The sequence below is a fragment of the Sodalis praecaptivus genome, assembly GCF_000517425.1.
In the GTDB taxonomy this organism is placed as follows: domain Bacteria; phylum Pseudomonadota; class Gammaproteobacteria; order Enterobacterales; family Enterobacteriaceae; genus Sodalis_A; species Sodalis_A praecaptivus.
Genome location: NZ_CP006569.1, coordinates 3,425,549 through 3,449,719, shown reverse-complemented (window position 1 = coordinate 3,449,719; position 24,171 = coordinate 3,425,549). Strand labels below are relative to the sequence as shown.

General features: G+C 57.7%; 20 protein-coding genes. 10 read left to right on the top strand and 10 right to left on the bottom strand.

Annotated features, from left to right (window positions below):
* Positions 1 to 139 precede the first annotated feature (139 nt).
* Positions 140 to 1,591 carry a tRNA uracil 4-sulfurtransferase ThiI gene (gene thiI / locus SANT_RS15385; protein WP_025423158.1) on the top strand — a complete coding sequence of 484 codons (1,452 nt, stop codon included), beginning with the start codon at positions 140 to 142 and terminating at the stop codon, positions 1,589 to 1,591.
* 331 nt (positions 1,592 to 1,922) lie between these two features.
* Here the strand turns inward: thiI and yajL are convergent, their stop codons facing one another.
* Together yajL and panE are read right to left on the bottom strand one after the other, a co-directional pair.
* A complete protein-coding gene (yajL, locus tag SANT_RS15380) occupies positions 1,923 to 2,513 on the bottom strand; it encodes a protein deglycase YajL (protein ID WP_025423157.1) in 591 nt (196 codons plus the stop codon).
* Positions 2,476 to 3,387, bottom strand: a complete 912-nt coding sequence (gene panE, locus SANT_RS15375) for a 2-dehydropantoate 2-reductase (protein ID WP_025423156.1) — start codon at positions 3,385 to 3,387, stop codon at positions 2,476 to 2,478. The genes yajL and panE overlap by 38 nt, the downstream gene beginning before the upstream one ends.
* Before the next feature lie 191 nt (positions 3,388 to 3,578).
* Here panE and SANT_RS15370 point away from each other — a divergent pair, with 191 nt between their 5' ends.
* Positions 3,579 to 4,070, top strand: coding sequence for a YajQ family cyclic di-GMP-binding protein (locus SANT_RS15370; RefSeq protein WP_025423155.1), 492 nt, complete (start codon positions 3,579 to 3,581; stop codon positions 4,068 to 4,070).
* A gap of 204 nt (positions 4,071 to 4,274) precedes the next feature.
* Here the strand turns inward: SANT_RS15370 and SANT_RS15365 are convergent, their stop codons facing one another.
* The 8 genes from SANT_RS15365 to SANT_RS15330 all read right to left on the bottom strand — a co-directional run bounded on the left by SANT_RS15365 (position 4,275) and on the right by SANT_RS15330 (position 13,210).
* Entirely contained in the window at positions 4,275 to 5,636 is a 1,362-nt protein-coding gene (locus tag SANT_RS15365; protein WP_025423154.1) for an MFS transporter, read from the bottom strand.
* 225 nt (positions 5,637 to 5,861) lie between these two features.
* Complete coding sequence (gene cyoE / locus SANT_RS15360) at positions 5,862 to 6,752, bottom strand: heme o synthase (protein ID WP_025423153.1); 891 nt, start codon at positions 6,750 to 6,752, stop codon at positions 5,862 to 5,864.
* Positions 6,753 to 6,767: 15 nt separating this feature from the next.
* Positions 6,768 to 7,100 (bottom strand): cytochrome o ubiquinol oxidase subunit IV, encoded by a 333-nt coding sequence (locus SANT_RS15355; RefSeq protein ID WP_025423152.1) that lies wholly within the window; start codon positions 7,098 to 7,100, stop codon positions 6,768 to 6,770.
* Positions 7,100 to 7,714, bottom strand: coding sequence for a cytochrome o ubiquinol oxidase subunit III (locus SANT_RS15350; RefSeq protein WP_025423151.1), 615 nt, complete (start codon positions 7,712 to 7,714; stop codon positions 7,100 to 7,102). The genes SANT_RS15355 and SANT_RS15350 overlap by 1 nt, the downstream gene beginning before the upstream one ends.
* On the bottom strand, positions 7,704 to 9,698 hold the full coding sequence (cyoB, locus tag SANT_RS15345) for a cytochrome o ubiquinol oxidase subunit I (protein WP_025423150.1): 1,995 nt from the start codon (positions 9,696 to 9,698) through the stop codon (positions 7,704 to 7,706). Before cyoB ends, SANT_RS15350 begins: the two co-directional genes overlap by 11 nt.
* A 5-nt stretch (positions 9,699 to 9,703) precedes the next feature.
* A complete protein-coding gene (cyoA, locus tag SANT_RS15340; RefSeq protein ID WP_025423149.1) occupies positions 9,704 to 10,639 on the bottom strand; it encodes a cytochrome o ubiquinol oxidase subunit II in 936 nt (311 codons plus the stop codon).
* 441 nt (positions 10,640 to 11,080) lie between these two features.
* Positions 11,081 to 12,568 (bottom strand): muropeptide MFS transporter AmpG, encoded by a 1,488-nt coding sequence (gene ampG, locus SANT_RS15335; protein WP_025423148.1) that lies wholly within the window; start codon positions 12,566 to 12,568, stop codon positions 11,081 to 11,083.
* Positions 12,569 to 12,631: 63 nt separating this feature from the next.
* Positions 12,632 to 13,210, bottom strand: a complete 579-nt coding sequence (locus SANT_RS15330; protein ID WP_025423147.1) for a lipoprotein — start codon at positions 13,208 to 13,210, stop codon at positions 12,632 to 12,634.
* A gap of 289 nt (positions 13,211 to 13,499) precedes the next feature.
* On the opposite strand from SANT_RS15330, the gene bolA reads away from it, so the two are divergent.
* From bolA to SANT_RS23885, 8 genes are all read left to right on the top strand, one after another.
* The gene (gene bolA, locus SANT_RS15325) at positions 13,500 to 13,817 is read left to right on the top strand and encodes a transcriptional regulator BolA (protein WP_025423146.1); all 318 of its coding nucleotides are present in this window, start codon (positions 13,500 to 13,502) and stop codon (positions 13,815 to 13,817) included.
* Between the two features lie 316 nt (positions 13,818 to 14,133).
* Positions 14,134 to 15,438: a trigger factor gene (gene tig, locus SANT_RS15320; RefSeq protein ID WP_025423145.1), complete on the top strand. Its 1,305-nt coding sequence runs from the start codon at positions 14,134 to 14,136 to the stop codon at positions 15,436 to 15,438.
* A gap of 392 nt (positions 15,439 to 15,830) precedes the next feature.
* The gene (clpP, locus tag SANT_RS15315; protein ID WP_025246891.1) at positions 15,831 to 16,454 is read left to right on the top strand and encodes an ATP-dependent Clp endopeptidase proteolytic subunit ClpP; all 624 of its coding nucleotides are present in this window, start codon (positions 15,831 to 15,833) and stop codon (positions 16,452 to 16,454) included.
* 147 nt (positions 16,455 to 16,601) lie between these two features.
* On the top strand, positions 16,602 to 17,876 hold the full coding sequence (gene clpX, locus SANT_RS15310; protein WP_025423144.1) for an ATP-dependent protease ATP-binding subunit ClpX: 1,275 nt from the start codon (positions 16,602 to 16,604) through the stop codon (positions 17,874 to 17,876).
* A 200-nt stretch (positions 17,877 to 18,076) separates the two neighbouring features.
* Entirely contained in the window at positions 18,077 to 20,437 is a 2,361-nt protein-coding gene (lon, locus tag SANT_RS15305; protein WP_025423143.1) for an endopeptidase La, read from the top strand.
* 154 nt (positions 20,438 to 20,591) lie between these two features.
* On the top strand, positions 20,592 to 20,921 hold the full coding sequence (gene hupB, locus SANT_RS15300) for a nucleoid-associated protein HU-beta (protein ID WP_158500174.1): 330 nt from the start codon (positions 20,592 to 20,594) through the stop codon (positions 20,919 to 20,921).
* Positions 20,922 to 21,157: 236 nt separating this feature from the next.
* A complete protein-coding gene (ppiD, locus tag SANT_RS15295) occupies positions 21,158 to 23,044 on the top strand; it encodes a peptidylprolyl isomerase (protein ID WP_025423142.1) in 1,887 nt (628 codons plus the stop codon).
* A 144-nt stretch (positions 23,045 to 23,188) separates the two neighbouring features.
* Positions 23,189 to 23,899: a ComEA family DNA-binding protein gene (locus SANT_RS23885; protein WP_025423141.1), complete on the top strand. Its 711-nt coding sequence runs from the start codon at positions 23,189 to 23,191 to the stop codon at positions 23,897 to 23,899.
* The last annotated feature ends 272 nt before the right edge of the window (positions 23,900 to 24,171 follow it).

Here is a 24,171-nt window from a genome sequence, read left to right as displayed (position 1 = left end):
CCTTAATCCCACGGCATAAAGTGGTATACTCCGCGCCGCAGGGCCGAGAGGCCGACGCCAGGGCTAACGTGGGCCAATGCCCCATTATATAACGTGTTGCGACGCGTGACTCTTTAATGATCAAATAACGACTATCGCCATGAAGTTTATCATCAAACTGTTTCCGGAAATCACGATAAAAAGTCAATCCGTGCGGTTGCGCTTTATTAAAATTCTCACCAGCAATATCCGCAATATTCTCAAAGAGTGCGATGAGTCGGTGGCGGTGGTACGCCATTGGGATCATATCGAGGTGCGCACCGGCAATGAACTCCGTCGTCCTCAGGTGGCCGATGCGTTGACCCGCATTCCGGGGATCCATCACATTCTGGCGGTGGAGGAGCGTCCCTGGCAGGATATGCACGATATTTACCTGCAAACGCTGGCGATGTATCGCGACCGTCTGGTGGGTAAAAGCTTTTGCGTGCGGGTAAAACGCCGCGGCACGCACGATTTCACGTCGCAGGATGTCGAGCGCTACGTCGGCGGTGGTTTGAACCAGAATGTGGAAAATACCCGCGTTAAACTGACCCATCCGGACGAAACGGTACTGCTGGAAATCGATAACGACCGACTACTGCTGATAACCGAACGCCTCGAAGGCCTTGGCGGCTTCCCTATCGGTACCCAGGAGGATGTGCTGTCGCTGATTTCCGGTGGCTTCGATTCCGGCGTGTCCAGTTACATGCTGATGCGCCGCGGCTGTAGGGTGAATTACTGCTTTTTTAATCTTGGCGGCGCGGCGCATGAGATCGGCGTCCGTCAGGTGGCATATCATTTGTGGCGCCGTTATGGTCTGTCGCATAAAGTCCGCTTTGTGTCCCTTGATTTCGCGTCGGTAGTGAATGAGATTCTGGCAAAGGTGGACGATGGTCAGATGGGCGTCGTGCTAAAACGTATGATGGTGCGCGCGGCGTCGGCCATGGCCGAGCGCTACGGGATCCAGGCGCTGGTGACCGGCGAGGCGCTGGGGCAGGTCTCCAGCCAGACGCTGACCAATTTGCGTTTGATTGATAATGCTTCGGACACGCTTATCCTGCGTCCGCTCATCTCCCATGACAAAGAGCATATCATCACGCTGGCGCGCCAGATAGGCACGGAAGAATTCGCGAAAACCATGCCGGAATATTGCGGGGTGATTTCCAAAAGCCCGACCGTGCGGGCGGTGAAAAGCCGCATCGAGCAGGAAGAGGGGCAATTCGATTTCGCCGTGCTGGACGCGGCGGTGGCGCAGGCGCAGGTGCTGGATATCCGCGAGATTGCCGCCGACGCGACCGCCGCGCCGATAACCGAAGTGGAAACGACCGCCGAATTGGGCAGTGGCGATGTCGTGCTGGATATCCGCTCGCAGGATGAACAGGAAGGCCGCCCGCTGACGCTGGACAATGTGGCGGTGCAGACGTTGCCGTTTTACAAACTGGGCAGCCAATTTGGCGATCTGGATCAGAGTAAATCTTACTTGCTTTACTGCGATCGCGGGGTGATGAGCCGCTTGCAGGCGCTTTATTTGCGCGAGCAGGGTTTTCATAATGTGAAGGTTTACCGCCCGTAAAGCCTCACGGGCGCGGTGAGCAGACCGTGCCCGCCTTCATGCCGCTATCTGGAGCGCGCGTTTCGTTCAACGCCACGGTGACCGCCCACCCTGATCGGCACGCTTGGCGCGCGCTGAACCGCGGCTGCCGCTCACCCTGATCGGCACGCTTGGCCCGCGCTGAACCGCGGCTGCCGCCCACCCTGATCGGCACGCTTGGCCCGCACTGAACCGCGGCTGCCGCTCACCATGATCTGCGTTCCTGGCCCGCGCTCAGCCGCGGCTGCCGCTCAATCGGGTCTGCACGCTTGGCCCGCGCTGAACCGCAGCGGCGGCCCAATCCGGCCCGTTGCTAATCCTGGTAGCTGTCAATGCCCTGCGGCAGCACCAGCTGCGCCGCTACCGCGGCCGCGCGCGGCCGGCCGGCGAGTAACTCAATGATTTTGAGAGCGAAATCCATAGCCGTCCCCGGCCCTTGGCTGGTGAGGAGCCGATAACGCGCATCATAGACCACCCGCTGATCCACCCAGCGTTCGGCGGGGATGCGGTCTTTAAGCACCGGAAAACCGGTCATATTCGCCTGGCTGAACAGCTGATGGTGCTGCAACACCAATGCCGGCGCGGCGCAGATCGCCGCCACCAATTTACCGTCGAGATGCATACGGCGCACGCACGCCACCAGCAACGGACTGCGCTGAAAGCACTCGGCGCCCTGCATACCGCCGGGCAGTACCATGGCGTCATAGGGCTCGTCCGCCAGCGCCGCCAGCGGCGCGTCGGCCAGCAGACGCACGCCGCGCGATCCGGCGATGGTCAGCCCGCCATCGCCGTTGACGCTGGCCGCGCGCACCTGGAAACCGGCGCGCACCAGCAGATCGAAGGTGGTGACGGCTTCGGTTTCTTCACTACCATCTGCCAGACAGAGAAGAATCGTTTTGTCCATAGCTTTCCTCCTTGCGTTTCACCAAATCAAACAGTCGCTGGTTCTCCGGCACGCTCAGCCCGTGCGCCCGTGCGCGCCGTAGAATATGGCCGTTGATATAATCAATTTCCGAATGCCGCTGCGCCCGGACATCCTGCAACATGGAGGAGACATTATCGGCGGTGCTGCGGATGACCTGGCCAACATAGAACAGCAGGCTTTCGTAATGGGTATGGTAGCCCTCGCGGTCCATCACCATCGCCACCTCGCGGCAGATGGCCTCGATTTCCGCCGCATAGCGCTCCAGCTCGCCGTTGCGACAATCGTGGATCGCGGTGAGAGGATTAATCACACAGTTGGCGGCAAGTTTGACCCAACTGGAGGCGGCAATATTGTTGTGCCAGGCGACCTCAGGTAGGGCGTGGTGTAGCACTTCGGCAATGGCGCTGGCCTGTTGCGCCTGGCTATTACCGGGCCCGATGCGGGTCGTGCCGGCATAAACATGGTGAATTTTGGCCTCTTCGCGGTGGGCGGCATGGGTAGTGGTGCCCATGATCAGCGGCTGGACCAGGGCGGGTAATTCTTCACGGGCGCCGAGCCCGTTATGCAGCAGCAAGATGGCGCAATCGGCCCGCAACTGCGGCAACAGCGCCCGCACCGCCCCCGATACCTGCCAGGCTTTCAGCGTGACCAGCAGCAGATCGCTGTTAGCCAAATGCTCGGCGTTATTGGCGGGCAGTTGCAAACGGCTTTCCCGCCCTTGCGGGCTGATAACGTCCACGGCGCAAACCGATTGCGGCACCCGTAGCCATCCCTGGACGCTGTGACCCTGGCGGCTGAGCGCCGCCAGCCATAGCTGCCCCAATGCGCCACAACCCAGAACGGTAATTTTCATTTTCCTTACCCTGTAGCGAAATGATAGGGCTCCGGCCGCACATCACCCTGGAGCCATAAGTATAGACTTTTCTGCTGTGCCGCAGATTATCCCGGCGCGCCAGCGCGTAACGTAGCGCGGGGATCCCGTCTTTTATCTCTTTGCCCTTGAAGGTATGATATGGGCAAATTTTGCCTTGCCGGAGCCACAGTATGCCCTCATTTGATATCGTGTCAGAAATTGATATGCAAGAAGTTCGTAATGCGGTGGAAAACGCCAATCGCGAACTGAGCACTCGCTGGGACTTTCGCAATGTCCCGGCCAGCTTTGAGTTGAATGAAAAAAATCAGACCATCAAGGCCGCCAGCGAATCGGATTTTCAGGTGAAACAACTGATCGAAATCCTGCGCGAAAAACTGGCCAAGCGCGGCATTGAAGGCGGCGCTATCGAATTGCCGGACGAACTGGAGCACAGCGGGAAAACCTACAGCGTTGATGCGAAGCTCAAACAGGGAATCGAAACCGGCCTGGCCAAGAAAATCGTTAAACTCATTAAAGACAGCAAGCTGAAGGTGCAGGCGCAGATCCAGGGCGAGCAGGTCCGTGTCACCGGTAAGGCTCGCGATGACCTGCAGCAGGTTATCGCGCTGGTCAAAGGCGGGGAGCTGGGTCAACCCTTCCAATTCACCAACTTTCGCGATTAACGCCCCGCCGGCGCCGATCCCAGTGCTGTTACCGCGCCGTAAGCGACCGCTGGCCGCTGCCGTTTCCCGGCGCGGCGAGGCGTGAGGGCGCTTGCCGTTTTAACGAGCTGCGGCCTTTGACGATGCAGCCGTCAAGACCACGGAGGAGGGCAGCACAACGGGCGGTTTGCGACTGCGGCGCCTGATTGGGCGGCGACGCCGGCGTTAGACCGCCACCGCCTTTTCCAGCGCCGCGCGGTTGGTTTGTTTGGTATCCACCTTAACGTAGGCGCTGCGCTCTTCGGGCACCACCACCACTTCGGTTACGCCGGGCTGCGCCTGTAGACGCTGCGCCAGTTGACTATCGGCCGCCGCGCGACCGGGCAGGGCGATGCGCAGGCTGCTGACGTAGGGCGGTTCACGCAGCGTCGCGCTCACCCCCCACCAGGCCAACGCTATTACCGCCCCCGCCAGAAACACCAGCCATGCCCCCTGAAGCTGAAACAGAAAACCGCCGAGCGTGCCGCCGAATGCAACGCCGAGAAACTGGCTGGTGGAGTACACGCCCATAGCGGTCCCTTTATAGCCGGCCGGCGACTCTTTGCTAATCAACGAAGGTAAGAGGGCCTCCATAACGTTGAATGCCAGAAAGAACAGTTGGATGCCGGCGAACATCACCCACAGATGGTTGCCCGCCGCGAGCAATACCAGCTCGGCAAACAGCAGCAGCGTCACGCAACCCAAAAAAACGCGCTTCATATGGCGCTTAACTTCGGCGTAAATGATCGCCGGCACCACCGCGGCAAACGAAACCAGCATGGTGATCAGATACACTTTCCATTGTTCGCTAGGCAAAAAGCCGGCGCCGGCCATCATGGGCGGCAAGGCGACGAAGCTCGACATCAGCATGGCGTGCAGGCAAAAAATACCCATATTGAGTTTTAGCAATTGTGGATTGGCCAGGACTTTGCCGACGCTGCCGCGCACGATGCCCGACTCGCGGTTGAGGGTATGGTCGCCGGCGGTGGGCACCACCAATAGGGTAAGCACGACGCCGGCCAGCGCCAGCGCGGTGATGCCCCAGAACAGGCCGTTTAGTCCGATGGCGTGGGTGACTATCGGGCCCACCACCATGGCGATGGCAAAGGTCACGCCAAAGCTGACGCCGATAAACGCCATCGCCTTGGTGCGGTTTTGTTCGCGGGTCAAATCCGACAGCAGCGCCATTACCGCGGCGGCAATGGCACCGGATCCCTGCAACGCGCGGCCGAGTATCACCCCCCAAATGTTGTCGGTCAGCGCGGCAATGGCGCTGCCGAGAGCGAAGACCAGCAAGCCGCCGACGATAAGCGGCTTACGACCGACGCGGTCGGAAACCAGGCCGAAGGGGATCTGAAAAATCGCCTGCGCCAACCCGTAAATACCGATAGCGAGGCCGATAAGCGATTCGCTGGCGCCCTGCAAGGCCATGCCGTAGGTGGTCAATACCGGCAATACCATGAACATGCCCAGCATGCGCAGTGAAAATACCGTACCCAGGCCCCAGGTGGCCCGCAGCTCCATGCCGGTCATTTTTGTGTCGTTCATCACTACCTCGAAATATCTTACCGGGCCATTGTAATGCCTTAACGCATGACGGGAAATGGAATGATATTTAACAGATGTTAACGTCATCCCCCTTTGCCCAGCGGGCGTGGCGATAGCCGGAGCGCGGCGCCGTCGCGGCTCCGGCGGCCATGGCTGACAGTGAGGTGAAAAGGGCAGGAAGAGGGCAGGGCCTGCGCCCTGCCGGAAAGAGGGTAGGGCGGATGGCTACCAGACGTAGGTGAGCAGGCTGGTGGCGGAAGGCACCATAAAGTCCACCGACATCATCACGCTGAGCGAGGTGATAGCAACGATCGAAAAGATGAACAGCTTGCGCGCCCAGACTTTATCGTCATTGGCGGATTTATAGCCCTGTAGCGCCATGCCGAGCCACCAAACGCTGACCGAGGCGGCGACAATCAGGTATTTGTAGCCGGCATAACCGCTCAGCGTCAGCATCAGCGTCGCCACCATAAAACCGATGATATACAGGGTAATATGGTGTTTAGTGACGGAAATGCCGCGTTTTACCGGCAACACCGGAATCGACGCCGCCTGATAATCCTTGAAACGGAAGATGGCGATGGCATAAGAGTGCGGCATTTGCCACAGGCTGAAGATCAGTAGCAAAATCAATGCGCCGGTGTCGAACCGGTCGCTGACGGCGCAGTAGCCAATCACCGGCGGCGCGGCGCCGGACAAGCTGCCGATAAGCGTACCGTAGACGGATTTGCGCTTCATATACAGGCTGTAGACGCCGACATAGACGATAAAGCCCATTACCGCCAGCCACATGGCCAGCGGATTGGCCGCCAGATACAGCAGCGCAAAACCGGCAATACCCAGCACCGTAGCGTAAACCAGACTGGCTTTCAGAGAAATCAACCCTCTCACCAGGACCCTGTTTTTGGTCCTTTCCATTTTCCGGTCGATGTCGCGATCGATATAGTTGTTAAACACGCAACCCGAGGCGACCACCAGCGATACACCGACCAGCGTGGCGAGAAACAGGGCATAGTCTATCTGGCCCTTTGCAGCCAGCAAAAAGCCCCCGATGACAGAAATTAGATTACCGAAAATAATTCCTGGTTTTGTTACTTGCAGGTATTGCTTAATCATTACCGTTGCGCTCTGTTAGTGGCCCATCAAGTTGTGATTGAGGTACCACATAATCCACAAGGAGCCGACCACCAGGATTGCGATGATCATCACCGCAAATACGAAGGCTATCAGGTTCCACTGCTGCTCGGACGACGTATTGAGGTGCAGGAAATACACCAGATGCACGACAATCTGCACCACGGCGCAAATCACCAGCACCGCTATCAGCGTACTTTCGCTGGCGGAGCCCTGCATCACCATGGCGAACGGAATCACCGTCAGGATGATGGAGAGAATAAAACCAATCAGATAGGACTTATGGCTGCCGTGGCTGGCGCCGGTATGCCCTGCGGATGCATGACTCATTAAAGTGCCCCCATTAAATACACCACGGTAAAGACGCAAATCCAGACCACGTCCAGGAAGTGCCAGAACAGGCTCAGGCACTGCAGGCGGGTTTGGTTGACCGGGGTCAGACCACGACGGGAGACCTGAACCATCATCACCACAATCCAGATAAGGCCGGAGGTGACGTGCAGACCATGGGTGCCCACCAGCGTGAAGAAGCCGGACAGGAAGGCGCTGCGATCCGGGCCATAGCCTTCGGCAATCAGATGATGGAACTCGTAGAGCTCCATGCAGATAAAGCCCAGACCGAACAGGAAGGTCAGGCCCAGCCAGACGTTGACCCGGCTCTTGTCGCCGCGGTACATGGCCAGGATCGCCATGCCGTAGGTGATACTACTGAACAGCAGGAAGAAGGTTTCGACCAGGACGAACGGCAGCTCGAAAATCTCTTTGCCCGTTGGCCCGCCCGCCACGCTGTTGCTCAGAACGGCGTAGGTGGCGAACAGGGTGGCGAACAAAATACAGTCGCTCATCAGGTAGATCCAGAAACCGAATACTTTATTGGCTCCCGCATCGTGGTGCCCATGCTCGGCATGGGCGGTATCATGATTGGATAGGATCTTAGTTGACATTCTTCACGCCCGCTTCACTGATTTGGTCAAAATGCCGGTTCTCAATACGCTCGACTTCCTCTACCGGCACGTAATAATCCACGTCTTCGTTGAAGCTGTGAACTATCCAGGTCACGATCATGCCGGCAAACCCGACGATCGCCAGCCACCAGATATGCCAGATCAAGGCAAAGCCAAACACCAGGCTGAAGGCGGCGATAACCACGCCGGCGCCGGTGTTTTTCGGCATATGGATCGGCTCATAGGCCAGCGGTTTTTGATAAGCGGTGCCTTCTTCTTTCATCTGCCAGAACACATCGCGCTGGTTATTTACCTCCGGCACGATGGCGAAGTTATAGAACGGCGGGGGAGAGGAGGTGGCCCACTCCAGAGTACGGCCGCCCCACGGATCGCCCGTCAGGTCGCGGTTCTTTTCGCGATCGCGCACGCTGACCACAATCTGGATCACCTGGCACAGGATACCCAGCGCGATAAGCGCGGCGCCGGCGGCGGCCACCATCAGCAGCGGATGGAAGACGGGGTCGATCTGCTGGCTCAAACGACGGGTCATCCCCATGAAGCCCAATGCGTACAGCGGCATGAATGCGACATAGAAGCCGATAATCCAGAACCAGAAAGCGCGTTTGCCCCAGGTTTCGTTCAGGGTATAGCCGAAGGCTTTCGGGAACCAGTAGGTCATCCCGGCAAAGCAGCCGAAGACCACGCCGCCGATAATGACGTTATGGAAGTGGGCAATCAAAAACAGGCTGTTGTGCAGCACGAAGTCGGCGCCGGGCACCGCCAGCAGCACGCCGGTCATCCCGCCGATGGAGAAGGTGATGACGAAGCCTATGGTCCACAGCATCGCGGAGTTAAACACCACGCGACCCTGATAAATGGTGAACAGCCAGTTGAAAATCTTCACCCCGGTCGGGATGGCGATGATCATGGTCATGATGCCGAAGAAGGCGTTGACGTTGGCGCCGGAGCCCATGGTGAAGAAGTGGTGCAGCCAAACGCAGAACGACAGCACGGTAATGGCGATGGTCGCCCATACCAGCGAGGTGTAGCCGAACAGGCGTTTTTTCGAGAAAGTGGCCACCACTTCCGAGAACACGCCGAACACCGGCAGCACCAGGATGTACACTTCCGGATGGCCCCAGGCCCAGAACAGGTTCACGTACATCATCATGTTGCCGCCCATATCATTGGTGAAGAAATGGGTACCCAGATAGCGATCCAGGGTCAGCAGTACGATGGTCACGGTTAAAATCGGGAACGCGGCGATAATCAGCACGTTGGTGCACAGCGCGGCCCAGGTGAAGACCGGCATTTTCATCATCGGCATGCCGGGGGCGCGCATGCGCAGAATGGTGGCGAAGAAGTTAACGCCGGTCAGGGTGGTTCCGATACCGGCTATCTGGATACTCCAGATCCAGTAATCGACCCCGACGCCGGGACTGTACTCCTTGCCCGCCAGCGGCGGATAAGCCACCCAGCCGGTTTGGGCGAATTCACCCACGCCGAGAGAGACGTTAATCAGGATGACGCCGACGACGAAGAACCAGAAACTCACCGAGTTCAGGAAAGGAAAGGCAACGTCACGCGCGCCGATTTGCAGCGGCACCGCCAGGTTCATCAGCCCGACCACGAACGGCGTCGCCATGAAGATTATCATGATAACGCCGTGGGCGGTCACCACCTGATCATAATGATGGGGCGGCAGAAAGCCCGCTTCGCCCGCCGAGGCCAGCGCCTGCTGCGAACGCATCATGATGGCGTCGGCGAAGCCGCGCAGCAGCATCACGAACGCCACGATCATGTACATGATGCCGATTTTCTTATGGTCTACCGAGGTGAACCACTCTTGCCAAAGATATTGCCATTTACCGAAGTAGGTAATGGCGGCCACCAGCCCCAGACCAATCACAATGATGGCGGCGACGGTTATCATAATGATCGGTTCATGGTACGGAACCGAATCAAGCGTTAATTTTCCGAACATCGTTATTATTCCTCGGTACCCGCGTGAGAGTGTTCACCCATGTTCATGTCCATCCCTTCGTCCTGGGTGGTGGCAATACTCTTCCCCTTGCCCATGAATTTGCCGATCACATCCTGGTACAGACTGGGTTTAACGCTGGAGAAGTACTCGACCGGATGATACTCGCTCGGCGCTGCCAGCTGCTCGTAAGCGTCCATGGTGCCAAGCGTATCCGGTGATGCCTTGACTTTCTGTACCCACTCGTCGAAGCCTGCCTGATCCGGCGTGGCGACGGCGGTGAATTTCATGCCGGAGAAACCCCGGCCGCTGAAGTTCGCTGAAATGCCTTTATAACTCCCCGGCTCGTTGGCGATGAGATGCAAAGTGGCATTCATCCCGGCCATCGCGTAAATCTGGCCCCCTAACTGGGGAATAAAGAAGGAGTTCATCACCGAATTGGAGGTAATCTCAAACTTCACCGGGACGTTGGCCGGGAAAGCGATTTCGTTTACCGTAGCGATACCCTGCTGCGGATAAATGAACAGCCACTTCCAGTCCATGGCGACAACTTGAATGGTGACGGGTTTGGCGTCAGACGCAATGGGTTTGCTCGGATCCAAGGCATGAGTCGACTTCCATGTCAGCGTGGCCAGGAAGATGATGATAAGGATCGGTACCGTCCACACCACCAGTTCCACCTTGCTGGAGTGGGACCAGTTGGGGCTGTACGTCGCCTTGGTATTGGATGCGCGGTATTTGATGGCAAAGACGAATGCCATGACGACAGCGGGTATCACGACGATCAACATCAGCCCGAGGGCGGTCAGTATTAATGAACGTTGCTCCAGTCCAATCTGTCCCTTGGGATTCATTAACACCATGTCGCTGCAGCCGCTAACTAACGCGACAACGCTAAACAGCGACAGAATCCCTAAATACTTATTGTATTTCCTGAGTCTCATCTAACGACCTCAATAAAATGTGCTCTAATGTCGTTTCTTGTGTGGGGGCATTTTACGGGAAGGTTGCAGTACTGTAAACACGCTTAAGCTTATGTCAGAAACATGTTTCTGCGTTCTGCCAGGCGTGTCACACCTGTTGGGAATGATGACAAAATATTAATCGCGACAAAGGCTTAGAGAATTAACCGCCGAAAAACCTCGATTCCGCTAACGGAAAGAATAACGGCGCGGGATCTGTATCATCACGTTAACAAATCAATATCATTCTTTGACAAAGAAACTACAAATACGTAAATACGCACCCTGTAAAATAGTAGAGGTGATAAACTGTCACTCCTGCGACATAAATAAAAAAATGACCTTTAGCGAGAAGAGTAATAAGCCAAACGCCGGCCGTTGACGCCGGCGAACGTTATTCGCCGGCCCTGGGCAACGCCAGGCTTAACCGTGAAGCCGCGGCCGGGATCGTTTCATCGCGCGATAATCGAGCACGCACCCCATGAGTATACTCACTGAGAGCAGGACAGCACCTATTTCCCAACACCATTGCATCAGCGTCGCGGCCGAGGCCATACCGACAGCCTTGGCCAGCAGCAGCGCCAGCGCGCCGGCCCACAGCGCGCCGCCGGTCGCCAAGAGGCGCTGCGCCAGGCGATAACCGGCGCTAAAATGGCCGCGTCGCAGGAAATCGCCGGTCTGCTGCGTCGCGGTCAGCGTGGTGCGGCACAGCATCAATAGGCCCAGACCGGGAAATGATACGGCGACGGAGAACAGGTAAAACCAGGCCCAGCCGTGCAGTTCAACGAACCAGCCGGCAAGAGGGCCGACATAGACCCGGCCGACGGCGGCCAGCGCCGACAGCAGGGCGAATTGGGTGGCGGAGTAGGATTTGTTGCACAACGTCATCAGCAGCGCGACGAAGGCTGCGGTGCCCATGCCTCCGCACAGGTTTTCGACAAATACCGCCGTGGCCATCGACCAAAGGTGTTTATCGGTCACCGCCAGCGCCCAGTATCCGGCATTGGAGACCGCCTGGAGGAGCCCGAATAGCATCAGGGCGCGGAACAGCGACAGCCGCTGCATCAGCAGCCCGCCCGCCAGCGTGCCGATGATCGTCGCCAATAAGCCCAGACTTTTATTGATCATACCCACCTGGCCGGCGTCAAACCCTACGCCGCGAATCAGGAAGGTCGTGCTCAGGCTAAGCGCAAAAGCGTCGCCAAGCTTATAAAGCACAATCAGCATTAAGATAAGCCAGGCGTTATCGCGGCCGAAAAAGTCGCGTAGCGGCGCCATCACCGCCTGCTCGAGACTGGCCGGCCTGGGTATCGCCTGGTCCGGCTCCGGCGCCAGCAGGGTGCTGACCAAGCCTACCAGCATCAACGCGGCCATCAGCCAGTAAGTGGCCTGCCAGCCCAGCCAGCGATCCGCCAGCCACAGCGCCAGGCCGCCGGACACCAGCATGGCCAGGCGATAACCCAGTACCGAGACCGCGGCGCCGGTGCCGCGCTCCTCCGCCGGCAGCAGATCGGTCTTGTAGGCGTCGAACACGATATCTTGCGAGGCGGAGCAGAACGCCACCCATACCGCAAGCGCCGCCAACCACGCCAGATTGCGTGCCGGATCGAGAGTACCCATCGCCAGCAGCCCCACGATCAGCAGCGCTTGGCAAATGACCAGCCAACCGCGGCGACGGCCCATAAGCGGCGGGCTGTAGCGATCCATTACCGGCGACCAGAGGAATTTGAAGACGTACGCCTGACCCACCAGCGAGAAAAAACCGATGGTTTTCAGATCCAACCCGGCTACCGTCATCCAGGCCTGTAGCGTGCCGGAGGTGAGCGCCAGCGGCAAACCGGAGGCAAAACCGAGGCACAGCAAAATGAGGGAACGGCGCTGGGTAAGCGTGGCAAGTCGAACGGATGTCATGGGCATACACGGCTTTCGGGTTAACCTGCCCGGCGCCGCGGGCAGGCGGGTGAACGGAAAAGATTAACGCGCGTTTTGCTTGATGAAGCTATTGACGCTGCTGTCGTTGGCCATATCGTTAATGACATCCGCCAGCACGCTGTCCACGGCGCTGGTGATTTTGTCATTGGTGGCGCGGAAAGCGCCCTGTACGTTATAGACCGATTGGTAGCTCTTCACTTGTTTGTTACCATTTTTCGCCTGGGCGATAATGGAGATATCCGCCCGGGTGGTAATGTTATAACGCACGTTGCCTTCGGAGACATCGGCGTAAAGTTTATTGACCACGATCTGCAAATCGACGGCGCCGTTCGGACCAATCATGTAGCCGCGGGCGGTCATCTGTTTCTCCAGCACTTCCTGCAACAGGAAACGCAGATCGCGCGACGGGGTGAGGGTGACCAGTTGGCCGTCGCGGTTGACCTTGGCCAGCGCCTGATCCGGCCGCTGGTCGGCGCCGTTAACGCTGACGGTGACGCCCATCAGCGACGGATCCTGCTGCGGCAGCTGAATCTTCGGGGAAATATCCAGCGTATTGGTGCTGGCGGCGCAGCCGGAGAGCAACAATAAGGCCACCAACGGCATCAGTAATTTTTTTAGCATATATGCTTTCTCATTCATCAGGATAGGGAAGGGGAAAATGGCCACATCATAGCATCGCCATCGGGAGGGGAAAGCCCCTAATAACGCTAATTTACGTTACCGGACATTTTGCCGCGCCGCGTCAGGCAGACGCCTTTTGGCCGTACGTCACCTCCGTTGGCGGCCCCGGGCGGGACGGCAAGGGGCGTTGAGCGTGAAATTTGTCGCTTTAAGGCTAGGCGTTAAAGAATAATCAGCTAAAATTTTAACTGACGGAGCAAAGCGCTCTGCCTGGCGTTGAGGAGAAGAGATGATGATTCGCGAGCAAATAGAAACAAAAATCAGGGCAGAGTTCACTCCGCTGTATCTGGAAGTGGTGGATGAAAGTTATCGCCATAATGTCCCGGCGGGCTCTGAGAGTCATTTCAAAGTGGTATTGGTCAGCGATCGGTTCAACGGCGAGCGTATCCTGAGCCGCCACCGCGCGATATACGGCGTTCTGGCCGATGAGCTGGCGGGGCCTGTGCATGCGCTGGCGCTGCACACCTACACGGTGAAAGAGTGGGAAGGCTTGCAGGATACGGTGCCGGCCTCCCCCCCTTGCCGGGGTGCCGGGCTGACGGCCTGAGCCCTATCGGCACAGGGTAAACGGGCCGGATGGGCGGGGAAGCGACCCGCCGGCCTTTTTTTATCTCCCTCTCCACGCGCACACGGCGCAATTTGCGCGCCGTCCTCGACTCATAAACCCTATCTCGCTATAATGCCGCGTCTTATATTTCCGGAAGGTATTCGGGATGCTTCTGACGACGACGGGCAACAGGTTTTGATTCCTCAGACCACCCGGATCTTAAGAGGCCATTTTCACGTCAGTGGACCTGGATGACCGCTTCTTTGAAAACGGCTTCTGGCGTTGATCGAGCACTGTGATTTTTTGAGGTAACGAGATGCAAGTTTCTGTTGAGACCACTGAAGGCCTGGGGCGCCGTGTAAACATTACCGTTGCCGCCGACACGATTGAGCAAGCGGTGAAAAGCGAATTGGTGAACGTCGCCAAAAAAGTCCGCATCGACGGCTTTCGCAAAGGGAAAGTCCCTATGAATATCGTTGCGCAGCGCTATGGCGCCTCCGTCCGTCAGGACGTGCTAGGCGACCTGATGCAGCGCAACTTTGTCGACGCCATTATCCAGGAAAAAATCAATCCGGTAGGCGCGCCGAATTATGTCCCGGGCGAATACAAGACCGGCGAAGATTTCAGCTATGCGGTGGAGTTTGAAGTTTACCCCGAAGTGGAACTGACGGGGCTGGACACCATTGAGGTGGAAAAACCGCAGGTGGAAGTGAAGGACGCCGATGTCGACACCATGCTGGAAACGCTGCGCAAACAGCAGGCCGACTGGAAAGAAACCGCTGATGCCGCCGCCGCGGAAGACCGCGTCACCGTCGACTTCACCGGCACCATTGACGGCGAAGCGTTTGAGGGCGGCAAAGCCACCGATTTCGTGCTGGCCATGGGCCAGGGCCGCATGATCCCCGGTTTTGAAGAGGGCGTTATCGGTCATAAAGCGGGCGAAAGCTTCGACATCAGCGTCACTTTCCCGGAAGACTACCACGCTGAAAATCTGAAAGGCAAAGCCGCGAAGTTCGCCGTTGAGCTGAAAAAAGTCGAGCAGCGTGAACTGCCGGAGCTGGATGAAGCCTTCATTAAGCGTTTCGGCGTTGCCGACGGCACCCTGGCGGGCCTGCGCGCCGAAGTGCGTAAAAACATGGAGCGCGAGCTGAAAAACGCCGTGCGCAATCGCGTGAAAACCCAGGTGATTGACGGCCTGCTCAGCGCGAACGACATTCACGTTCCCGCGGCGCTGGTCGACGGCGAAATCGACGTGCTGAAACGCCAGGCGGCACAGCGCTTCGGCGGCAACGAAAAGCAGGCGCTGGAGCTGCCGCGCGAGCTGTTTGAAGAACAGGCCAAGCGTCGCGTCAAGGTTGGTCTGCTGCTGGGTGAAGTCATCCGCAAACATGAACTGAAAGCGGACGAAACCCGCGTCAACGCGCTGATTGAAGAAATGGCGTCCGCCTACGAAGATCCCAAAGAGGTCATCGAGTTCTACGGCAAGAATAAAGAGCTGATGGACAACATGCGTAACGTGGCGCTGGAAGAGCAGGCGGTTGAAGCGCTGCTGGCCAACGCGCGCGTGACGGAAAAAGAAACCGGCTTCAACGAGTTGATGAACCAGCCGAGCGCGGCGTAACCGCCCTCGTCGTCGGGCCGCGTGCGGCCCCAAGGCTCATCCGTTATCCCCATAGCCTGTCATCCTGCGGTGGCAGGCTTTTTGTTTGTATAAGCTTTTCATACTATTGACGGTGATAAATAGCGCTATATTTAACGGGTAAGCAGTGTTAAAAAGAGGGTGCGCCGCGGGAATACCCGGTAACGTCCGGCGCTGAAATAATGCCGCTGCGGCCTTGAAAAAGGCGCAACGCTCCCCCAACTAGAGGGGAAAGGGAGAAACTGCCGCGCTGGCGGAAGAGGGGCCGAAACCCCTCCAGCGGACCGGCGACATCTTGGGACATGGCGATGACGCCGCATCTCACGTAAAATCGGAAACCCAGGCGCCGAAAGCTTTATTTCTAGGAGACGATAATGTCATACAGTGGCGAACAAGATAACTTTGCACCCCATATGGCTCTGGTGCCGATGGTGGTGGAACAGACTTCACGCGGAGAGCGTTCATACGATATCTTTTCGCGCCTGTTGAAAGAACGGATTATCTTCATGACCGGTCAGGTCGAAGATCATATGGCGAATTTGATCGTCGCGCAGATGATGTTTTTAGAAGCGGAAAACCCGGAAAAGGATATCTATCTGTACATCAACTCGCCGGGCGGGGTCATTACCGCCGGGATGTCGATATATGACACCATGCAGTTCATCAAACCGGATGTCAGCACATTCTGCATGGGCCAGGCCGCCTCCATGGGCGCTTTCCTGCTCGCGGCAGGCGCCAAAGGCAAACGCTTCTGCCTCCCCAACTCGCGGGTCATGATCCATCAGCCGCTGGGCGGCTTCCAGGGCCAGGCCACCGATATTGAAATTCACGCGCGGGAAATCCTGAAGGTCAAGGCGCGGATGAATGAGCTGATGGCGAAACATACGGGCCAGCCTCTTGAAGTAATAGAGCGGGATACCGAACGCGATCGTTTCCTCTCCGCGCCTGAGGCGGTAGACTATGGATTAGTGGATTCCGTATTGAGCCAGCGCGCGTAATTGCTAATGGCGGGAACGGATAGACTATAGTGAATGTAGTGCGTCGTGCGGAAGCGTTAGCGCTTCCGGCGACCGGTTTTGAGTTCAGCCGTCGCGTTGCCGCCCTGATTGGCCTGCGGGACAAAGACGAAAGAAAGAGGTTTACTGATGACAGATAAGCGCAAAGACGGTTCAGGAAAGCTGCTGTATTGCTCTTTCTGCGGTAAAAGCCAGCATGAGGTGCGGAAATTGATCGCCGGGCCGTCGGTGTATATCTGCGATGAATGTGTCGACTTATGCAACGACATTATCCGCGAAGAGATAAAAGAGGTCGCGCCGCACCGCGAACGCAGCGCGCTGCCGACGCCCCATGAAATCCGTCACCACCTGGACGATTATGTCATCGGTCAGGAAAAAGCCAAAAAAGTGCTCGCGGTGGCGGTCTACAACCACTATAAGCGTTTACGCAATGGCGACACCAATAACGGCATCGAACTCGGCAAGAGCAATATTTTGCTGATTGGCCCTACCGGCAGCGGTAAGACCCTGCTGGCGGAAACGCTGGCACGCTTCCTGGATGTGCCTTTCACCATGGCCGATGCCACCACCCTGACCGAAGCCGGGTATGTCGGTGAGGATGTGGAAAACATCATCCAGAAACTGTTGCAAAAATGCGATTACGACGTGCAAAAGGCCCAGCGCGGTATTGTGTACATTGACGAGATCGACAAAATCTCCCGTAAATCGGATAACCCCTCCATTACCCGCGACGTCTCCGGTGAAGGGGTGCAGCAGGCGCTGCTGAAACTGATAGAAGGTACCGTGGCCGCGGTGCCGCCCCAGGGCGGACGCAAGCATCCCCAGCAGGAATTCCTGCAGGTGGATACCTCGAAAATCCTGTTTATCTGCGGCGGCGCTTTCGCCGGCCTGGATAAAGTGATCGAGCAGCGCACCGAAACCAATCGCGGCATCGGTTTTAGCGCCACCGTCAAAGGCAGTTCGGAGAAAGTCACCGAAGGCGAGCTGCTGGCGCAGGTGGAGCCGGAAGACCTGATCAAGTTCGGGCTTATCCCGGAATTCATCGGCCGGTTGCCCGTCGTGGCGACGCTGAATGAGCTAAGCGAAGAAGCGCTGATTCAGATTCTGCGCGAGCCGAAGAACGCGTTGACCAAACAGTATCAGGCGTTGTTCAACTTAGAAGGCGTTGAGCTGGAGTTCCGCGACGAAGCATTGACCGCCATCGCCAAAAAAGCCATGGCGCGCAAAACCGGCGCCCGCGGCCTGCGCTCCATCGTGGAGGGCGCGCTGCTGGAAACCATGTACGAACTGCCTTCCCAGGACAGTGTGGAAAAGGTGGTGATCGACGAAGCGGTCATCGCCGGCCAATCGGAGCCGTTGCTTATCTACGGTAAGCACGAAGCGCAGCAGGCCTCCGGCGAGTAACGGGGGTGTGGTGCGGCGCGTGCGCCGATTAAGAGCGTCCAGGCGGGGGATTTTATCCCCCGTTTTTTTTCATTACCGGCTGCCGTTGAATGTAAGCGATTCGACCCCATATACTCAAATACCTAATTGTTGAAACTGGCAAAAGCCGAGTTTTTGCGCATCCCACAAACCTGGCGGAAGCTAAACTAAGAGAGAGCTCTATGAATGCTGAGCGTTCCGAACGCATAGAAATTCCCGTATTGCCTCTGCGCGATGTGGTGGTCTATCCGCACATGGTCATCCCGCTGTTTGTCGGCCGGGAAAAATCGATTCGGTGTCTTGAAGCAGCCATGGACAGTGATAAAAAAATCATGTTGGTGGCTCAAAAAGAAGCGTCAACCGACGAGCCGGGTATTAACGATCTTTTTTCAGTCGGGACGGTATCGTCCATTCTGCAGATGCTTAAATTGCCCGACGGCACGGTCAAAGTGCTGGTGGAAGGGCTGACCCGCGCCCGGATCAAGGAGCTGGCGGACAGCGGCGATCACTTCACCGCCGAGGCGGACTATTTTGACGCGCCCGAATTGGATGAGCGCGAGCAGGAAGTGCTGGTGCGTACCGCCATCAATCAGTTTGAAGGCTATATCAAACTGAACAAGAAAATTCCTCCCGAAGTGCTGACCTCGTTAAACAGTATCGATGATGCCGCCCGCTTGGCCGACACCATCGCCGCCCACATGCCGCTGAAGCTGGCCGACAAGCAGTCGGTGTTGGAGATGGCCGATGTGACCGAGCGGCTGGAGTACCTGATGGCGATGATGGAGTCGGAAATCGACCTGCTCCAGGTGGAAAAACGTATCCGCAATCGCGTCAAAAAGCAGATGGAGAAGAGCCAGCGCGAGTACTATCTGAATGAGCAGATGAAGGCGATTCAGAAAGAACTGGGCGAGATGGACGATGCGCCGGATGAAAACGAAGCGCTGAAGCGTAAGATAGAGGCGGCCAAAATGCCGCAGGAAGCCCGGGAAAAGACCGAGGCAGAACTGCAAAAATTGAAGATGATGTCGCCGATGTCCGCTGAAGCGACCGTGGTGCGCGGCTACATCGACTGGATGCTGTCGGTGCCCTGGCATGCGCGCAGCAAAGTCAAAAAGGACCTGGTCAAGGCGCAAGAGACGCTTGATAAGGATCACTACGGGCTTGAACGCGTAAAAGACCGTATTCTCGAATATCTGGCGGTACAGAGCCGGGTCAGTAAAATCAAGGGGCCGATCCTGTGCCTGGTAGGCCCGCCCGGGGTGGGTAAGACCTCGCTCGGCCAATCCATCGCCAAGGCCACCGGCCGGCAGTATGTGCGCATGGCGCTGGGCGGCGTGCGCGATGAGGCGGAAATCCGCGGGCACCGTCGTACCTATATCGGCTCCATGCCGGGCAAGCTTATCCAGAAGATGTCCAAGGTCGGCGTGAAAAACCCGCTGTTCTTGCTCGACGAAATCGACAAGATGTCGTCGGATATGCGCGGCGATCCCGCATCGGCGCTGCTGGAGGTGCTGGATCCCGAGCAGAATGTGGCGTTCAACGACCATTACCTGGAAGTGGACTATGATCTCTCCGACGTGATGTTTGTCGCCACCTCTAACTCGATGAATATCCCGGCACCGCTGCTCGATCGTATGGAAGTGATCCGCCTGTCCGGTTACACCGAAGACGAGAAACTCAACATTGCCCGGCAGCACCTGTTGCCTAAGCAGCTTGAGCGCAACGCCCTGAAGAAAGGCGAGTTGACGGTGGAAGACAGCGCGCTGGTGGGGATTATCCGCTACTACACTCGCGAAGCCGGGGTGCGCAGCCTGGAGCGGGAAATTTCTAAATTGTGCCGCAAGGCGGTGAAAACCCTGCTGATGGATAAGAGCACGAAACATATCACCATCAGCGCCGACAATCTGAAGGACTTCCTCGGCGTCCAGCGCTTCGATTACGGACGCGCAGAAGGGGAAAACCGCATCGGCCAGGTGACCGGCCTGGCGTGGACCGAGGTCGGCGGCGATCTGCTGACCATTGAGACCGCGTGCGTACCCGGCAAGGGCAAATTGACCTATACCGGTTCGCTGGGAGAGGTGATGCAGGAATCCATTCAGGCGGCGCTGACCGTGGTGCGCGCGCGCGCGGACAAGCTCGGGATCAATCCCGACTTTTATGAAAAACGCGATATTCATGTGCACGTGCCGGAAGGCGCCACCCCTAAAGATGGCCCGAGCGCCGGGATCGCGATGTGTACCGCGCTGGTGTCCTGCCTGACCGGCAATCCCGTCAAGGCCAATGTGGCGATGACCGGCGAAATTACTCTGCGCGGCCAGGTGTTGCCCATCGGCGGTCTGAAGGAAAAACTGCTGGCGGCGCACCGCGGCGGTATCAAAACCGTGCTGATTCCGTTCGAGAATAAGCGGGATCTGGAAGATATGCCGGCCAATGTGATAAACGACCTGGATATTCATCCGGTTCAGCGCATCGACGAGGTGTTGAATCTGGCGCTACAGAATGCCCCTTTCGGCATTGAAGTGGCGCCCGAAGCGGTAAAATGAGGGGTTTATGTAAAATAAACCGGTAAAAAGGGGCTGGCAGGCCAATTCGGACTTGCCAGCCTTTTTTTGTACCGTTAAGTTAGTGAGCTGTTGGGTCGGGGCAGCGGGCAGGTTTAGTCTGCTCCGGCATACTGGGTTTGATATAACAGCTGCGCTGTCGCGTTTAAGGAAAAATCCGCCGCGACATGAGAATTCAAGAGGGGATGAAAAAGTGAATAAGTCACAACTGATCGACAAAATTGCCGCAGGTGCTGATATTTCCAAAGCGGCCGCCGGACGTGCGCTGGATGCAATCATTGGTTCGGTTACCGAGTCGCTGCAGCAGGGAGATGACGTTGCGCTGGTCGGGTTTGGCACCTTCACCGTGCGCGAGCGTTCCGCCCGTACCGGACGCAATCCGCAAACCGGTAAAGAGATCACCATCGCCGCTGCCAAGGTACCGGGCTTCCGTGCCGGTAAAGGGCTGAAAGACGCGGTGAACTGATCACTTTCCCGGTCTCGCATGCGTCAACTAATACCTGACGCAGTCAGACGGGTAGGGTAGAATACAAGGCGCATCATCAGGATGCGCTTTTTTTTTCTGGATTGGCTGACAGAGCAGGGTTGGCGTTGTCAGAGAAATAGCGTTAACGCGCAGCGGCTCCGGGGAGCTACGGCAGGCGGCCAGCCCGTTTACCGGCGCACAGGTTTCATTCATTTACAGCGGAGTGTTGTCACACCATGATGGACAATTTACGCGCGGCCGCTAATCACGTCGTGCTCAAAATTATTCTGGGGCTTATTGCTGTTTCATTCGTGCTGACCGGGGTAGGCAACTATCTTATCGGCGGCGATGGCGACTACGCCGCCAAGGTGAACGGTCAGCAGATCAGCCGTGCGCAGCTGGAGCAGGCGGTGCAGAACGAACGTAACCGCCAGCAGGAATCCATGGGTGAACAGTTCTCCCAATTGGCGGCCAATGAAGGCTACATGCGCCAGATGCGCCAGCAGGTGCTCTCGCAATTGATTGATGAAACCCTTCTGGATCAGTATGCCGATAAGCTGGGACTGGCTATCGGCGACGATCAAATCAAACAGGCGATCTTCGCCATCCCGGCTTTCCGCACCGAGGATAAATTCGATAACGCCAAATTCCGCGCCCTGATCGGCAACATGGGGCTGTCGCCGGATCAGTACGCCGCGCTGATGCGCAAACAATTGCTTACCCAACAGCTTATTCAGGGCATTGGCGGCACCGGCTTCCTGTTACCGGCGGAAAACGAACGACTGTTGGCGGTTGCGGTGCAAACCCGTGACGCACGTCTGGCCACGTTTGATATCGCGGCGCTGGCGGCGAAGCAGACCGCGAGCGACGATGAGATCCAAGCCAGTTACCACGCGCACAAAAGTCAGTACCTGTCGCCGGAAACCTTTAAGGTGAGCTATATCCCGATGGACGCTGAAGCGATGCAGGCGAAAACCAGCGTCGACGAACAAGAGATCCAGTCCTGGTATGATCAGCACCACGATCAATTCACCGTCCCCGCGCGTAAACGCTACAGCATTATCCAAAGCAAAACCGAAAACGACGCTAACGACTGGCTGAAACAATTGCAGCAGGGCGCCGATTTCTCCGCCCTGGCCAAAGCCCACTCCACCGATGTCGTTTCGGCGAAAAACGGCGGCGATATCGGCTGGATAAGCGACAGCGATAGCCTCGATGAGCTGAAACAGGCCAACCTGAGCGAAAAAGGCCAGCTGTCGGGCGTGATTAAATCCTCGGTGGGCTTCCTCATTGTCCGTTTGGACGATGTCGCGCCGGCGCAGGTCAGCCCGTTGAGCGCGGTGCATGACGAGGTGGCGGCGAAGGTGAAACAGGAGAAAGCCATCGACGCCTATTATGCGCTACAGCAAAAAGTGAGCGATGCGGCCAGCAATGATAACGAGACGCTGGCATCGGCCGAAGCCGCTGCCGGCATCAAGGCGCAAGAGACCGACTGGTTCAGCCGGGATGACGTGCCCGCGGCGCTGAATTATGACGCGGTGAAACAGGTGCTGTTCGAGGGGACGTTGTTGGGAAGCAAGGGGGCGCCAGGCAGCAATTCGGATGTGATCACCGTCGACGGCAACCGCGCTTTCGTCATTCGTATTGCCGATCACCGTCCCGAACATGTGCAGCCGCTGGAGGATGTGCGCGCGCGGGTCGAGCAGGAAGTGAAGCGCCAGAAAGCCGTAGAGCAGGCCCGCGTAGACGCTGAAAAAGCGCTCGCCGCCTTGAAGCAGGGCAACGATAAAGGCGCCGAGGCGCTGCAGGCCGCCGGCCTGAGCTTCAGCGCCGTGCAGCATTTCGACTCCGCCAACCAAGGCGATCCGCTGGCGCAAACCCTCTTTACGCTGCCGCAGCCGCCGCAGGGCAAAAGCAGTTACGGCATGGCCACCAATGCGCAAGGGGACATCGTCCTGATTGCGCTGGATAGCGTGACGCCGCGATCGCTTGATGAGCAGCAGCGCAAAGCATTCGTGGACCAGCTGAATCAAGGGATGACCGGCGTGACCTTTGATGCGCTGCTGGCGAACCTGCGGGCGGCGGCGAAAATCAAAATGGGCGCGGCGGCGCAGATGCAATAACGCGACACTGACCGCAACGTTACCGTTAACTGTGCAAATCCAACAGGCCGCTTTCGCGGCCTGTTGCGTTTTTGATCGCCGGCGGTAGCGGCAATTGGAACGCCAGGGCATGCTCTGCCGGGAATACACTAAGGAGAGAAGAGCATGCGACAGCCGATATTCACCAGGACGTTATTGACCCTCATCGCTGTTTTGTCCCTGCAGCACGTGTCACCGGCGCGGGCCACCCTCGCCGGTGGCACGGCGGAAAAACCCGCCACCGCCGATAAGGCCACTCAGACCGATCCCGTTTCGTTCGAGGCGACGCTGCCGCTGGAGGGCGCGATGACGCCGATGGATTACCAGGCGACGGATACCGCCCCTTCGGATGACAAGCAGGAAGAAGTCGAACGGACCACGACCCGCAGTACCTCGGACAGTAAGCAAGAAAAAGCCGAACGGCCCACGGCCAGCGTTAAGGCGCATCCTAAACCCGCCGGTAGCAAAGGGCGGGCTGGGGCGAAGCAGGAAAAAAAAACCACGGGCGGTAGGGTGAAAGACGGCGCCGGCGGTACGCCGCCGAGCGGCAATAGGCAGAGCGCCGGGCCGGCGCAAGGCCAGCGCGTGGCGGAACCCGCACCGGATGCCGCGCCGGGTGCGGACAGCACGGAGGAGGATGAAGACAGAATCAGTATCAATACCGCCTCCCTTGACGAATTGGTGGACGGGTTGAAAGGCATCGGGCCCAAAAAGGGCCAGGCGATTATTGATTATCGTGAGCAGCACGGTCCGTTTGAGCGTATTGAAGATTTGGAAAAAGTGAAAGGTATCGGTCCGGCAACGATGGCCCGGATCAAGGATTGCCTGAAGCTCTAAGCGTCGCGGGAAAAGGTAAGTACGGCGTTGCACGGGCGCGCTGATGGCTCCAGCGCCGCGTGGAGGGGATGGCACCGCGCTAACCGCTGTCAGCGACGTTCGGCGGGGGCGAGCGGCGCAGCGGTATCAAGCAGTCAGCGCCGCTTAGCTGGGTCTGTTGGCGCAGGAGGAATCAACTGCGAGCGTGCTTGCTGGCTCCGACGGCGCAGCGGTATTAGATGCTCAGCGCCGCTTGGCTGGGTCTGATGGCGCAGGGGTATTAGATTCTCAGC